The sequence below is a fragment of the Streptomyces lonarensis genome (genome assembly GCF_012033735.1).
Taxonomy (GTDB): Bacteria; Actinomycetota; Actinomycetes; order Streptomycetales; family Streptomycetaceae; genus Streptomyces; species Streptomyces lonarensis.
In genome coordinates, this window is record NZ_JAAVJD010000373.1 from 1 (window position 1) to 3,330 (window position 3,330).

The window sequence follows — 3,330 nt, forward strand, 5'->3', positions numbered from 1 at the left end:
GGTACCGGACGAGCAGGGCGAGCGCCGCGAGCAGCGTGTCCGCAGCGCCCGGCCCCCGCCGCAGCGGGCCGCGAGGGCCGCGGCGTGCCACCATGCTCATATGTTGACCGCATCGCAGGTGGTGGAACGGGCGGACACCTACGGCGTCATGCCGCTGCTCACGCTCGCCGAGTTCTTCGACGGCAACGAGCACGAGGAGTCCCTCGCCCCCAACCAGTGGGGGTACGGCCGGCCGCCGCTCGCCGAGCTGGCGGCGGCGGCTCGCGAGGTCGAGTCACGGCCGGAGGTCGCCTGGGTCCGGGTCCAACTCCACTCCGAGACGCTGACCTCGGGCGAGCTCGCCGGTGAGGCCCTCGCCATCTGCACCACGGCGCCCGAGAGCGAGATCGAGCAGTGGGTGGAGGGCTGGGAGTCCGGCGGCCCGGTGGCCGGGTTGGTCGACACCTACGCCGAGGCACCGGGGGTCCCGCCCGGCGCCCGCATCTGGTCTGTCGTCTGGGACTGAGCGCCCGCCCGCCCCGCGCCGCCTCGGGCTTCCCGGACGGGCATCGTCCGGCGTCGGCACCGCGCTCCCGCTCGTGCAACCCCGCCGTCGACCGGACGCCCGTCCGCCCGTGGACGGCGGGCGTCGCCGGCCGGGTTCCCGCTCAGCCGCCGGGCGTCTCCGTCTCGTCGGACGGATCGGGCGCCACGGGCCCGTCGCCCGGTCCGGGCTCCGCACTGCCTCGCGGAGAGGCTTCGTGGTCCGGCGCCGGCTGCTCGGCACGGGGCAGCGACGCCGGAGAGAAGGCGTCCCGGAACACCTCGGCCGAGGCGGCGTTGCCCCGGCACCACCAGACACCGTGCGGGCAGTAGTCGCTGATGCTGTGGTAGACGGGCCGGTGCTCGGCGATCCATTCCAGCATCCGGCGCATGTACTCGGGATTGTCGCCGTTCCGGAAGAGTCCCCATTCGGGGAAAGAGATCGGTTTCCCCCGCGCAGCCGCGACATCCACGTGGTACTGAAGGCCGTAGGGCTGCCGCACGTGCTCGTCGAAATCCGCACCGGGCGGCTGGTCGTAGGAATCGAGCCCGATGATGTCCACATAGTCGTCGCCCGGATAGCAGTGCGCCCAGCCGATCGCGTCGGTACCGCGACTGGGCGCGAAGTCGAAGCGGAACCGCTGCCCCGGGACCTCGCGCATCGTGGTGACGACGGAACGCCAGTACCTCTTCCACGCGGCCGGGTCGGGCGCGCACCGGTGGGTGTACGTCGTGCCGTTCATCTCCCAGCCGAGCACGATCACCGTGTCCTGGAGACCCAGCTCGACCAGACGCTGCGCCAGCAGGCGGTAGTGGGCGTCGAACGCGCCGCGGGCTCCGGCGCGCAGCAGCCGCCGGACCTCGCGGTCGGGGACGCCGGCCTCGTTGCGCTCCGCCATCGGCACGTTGAGCACGAACAGCCGGTCGGGGTCGGCCGCCCGCCACTCGGCCCACGGGCGGAGGAACTCCGGGCGGCCCTCGATGTTGGACCAGAGATCCCCGGGGAGGTAGGTGCGGCCCACGGTCAGCGGGGTGCCGCCGAGCCACCGGCTCATCTCGTCCGCGCGCCGGATGCCCTCGGGGCCGGAGCCGAGGAAGACCCCGAAGTTCTCGACGGCGTCAGCGCCGTCGCCCGCGCGTCCGCCCCCGTCGCCGACCTCACCCCCGTCCCCGTCCCCGTTCCGGTCCGGGGCGGGGACGCCGGACGGCGGCGCCTCGGACGCGTCGTCGGCGGGGGCGGGCGGCGGGGCGGCGGCAGCCGGTTCGCCGGTCGTCCCGCCGGTCTGCTGGTTCGAGGGCGACGGCGGGGCCGGTTCGGCAGGCGAACCGGCAGGCGAACCGGCGGTCGGGAGAGCGGCGGCGAGAAAAGCGGAGGCGGCGAGGGTGGCAGCGATTCCGATGACCATGGTGGGTGTTCTCTCCCCGTGCTGGTACCGATTCGAGCGGCGCGAACGCGATGATTCGTCAGATGATAAGCAGCCGATCTGCTTATTGGGCTGTGCGAACGCTTCTCTGACGACAGAACGATGAGTCGTCCACCCGTCAGGGTCATTGTCGGGAAGTATGCGTAGGCGTGCCCTCCTTGAATTCCGGAGTTCCCGCGCTGATTTTCCGCCTCGACCGAAACCCCTTCCACCACGGCTCCCTCGGGGCTGTGCGGTCGCTCGGCCGCGCCGGTGTCGAGGTGCACGCGTTCACCGAGTCGCCGAGGGTGCCGCTCGCCCGCTCGGCCTACCTCCACCGCCCCCACCCGATGCCCGAGGCGGCGGGCGGTACGCAGGCCGCCGCGGACGCTGCGGCTGTCGCAGCGCTCGACCGTGTCGGCGCACGCATCGGGCGGCGAGCGGTGCTGATCCCCATGGACGACCGCGCGGCGCTGCTCGCCGCCCGCCTGCCCCCGCGGGTCCGCTCCCGCTTCCTGCTGGCCGAGGTGGCGCCCGACCTCCCGGAGCGGCTCGCCGACAAGTCGCAACTGGTCGGTCTCTGCTCCGAGTACGACATCTCGCACCCCTCGACCGAACAGCCGCTCAGCGCGGCGGACGTGCGGCGGGGCGTCACCCGCCTCGGCCTGCCGCTCATCGCCAAATGGAGCCGGCCCTGGCAGCTACCGGCCGGAAGCGGACTGCGCTCCACCACGCCGATCCACTCCGAGGCCGAGGCGCTCAACCTCTACGAGCGGACGGCGGAGGCGGGGTGCCCCCTGCTCCTGCAGCGGCTGCTGCCCGGACGACCCGGGGCCGACTGGTTCTTCCACGGCTGCTTCGGCGCCGACGGCAGGCTCCTGGCGGGTGGCACCGGCCGGAAGGAACTCTCCTGGCCCGTCGGCGCCGGCCTCACCGCGGCCGGCAGCTGGCTGCCGCACGCGCAGCTCACCCGGGACGCGATGCGGCTGGCGCAGCGACTCGGGTACCGCGGCATCCTCGACCTCGACTTCCGCTGGGACCCGGACACCGGCGCGTACCACCTCCTCGACGCCAACCCCCGCCCCGGTGCGCAGTTCCGGCTCTTCACCGACCGCTCGGGGACCGACGTCGTCCGGGCGCTCCACCTCGACCTGACCGGCCGTCCGGTGCCCGAACCGCGTCCGGTTCCCGGCCGGCTGTTCGTCACCGAGAACTACGCTCCGGTCTCGGCGCTGCTCACCGCGCGGGGCCGGCGCGCTCCTGCGGCGCCGCGGCCGCCGATCGCCGGCCGCCGCCAGATCGAACCGGCCTGGTTCGCGCCGGACGACCTGGGACCGTTCCTCGCGATGGCGGCGCGCACCGTGCGGCGTGCCGCGCGGCGCCTCGCCGCGTTCCCGCCCGGTTC

The 3,330-nt window shown here is 73.9% G+C and carries 3 protein-coding genes; 2 read left to right on the forward strand and 1 reads right to left on the reverse strand.

Features of this window, described 5'->3' with window-relative positions:
• Positions 1 to 100: 100 nt before the first annotated feature.
• A complete protein-coding gene (locus HCN56_RS24600) occupies positions 101 to 505 on the forward strand; it encodes a YfbO family protein (protein ID WP_167974715.1) in 405 nt (134 codons plus the stop codon).
• A 142-nt stretch (positions 506 to 647) separates the two neighbouring features.
• Here HCN56_RS24600 and HCN56_RS24605 read toward each other — a convergent pair whose 3' ends face one another.
• Positions 648 to 1,928 (reverse strand): glycoside hydrolase family 26 protein, encoded by a 1,281-nt coding sequence (locus HCN56_RS24605; RefSeq protein ID WP_167974717.1) that lies wholly within the window; start codon positions 1,926 to 1,928, stop codon positions 648 to 650.
• 167 nt (positions 1,929 to 2,095) lie between these two features.
• On the opposite strand from HCN56_RS24605, the gene HCN56_RS24610 reads away from it, so the two are divergent.
• On the forward strand, positions 2,096 to 3,330 hold a 1,235-nt coding region (locus tag HCN56_RS24610), incomplete at its 3' end, for a carboxylate--amine ligase (protein ID WP_167974719.1).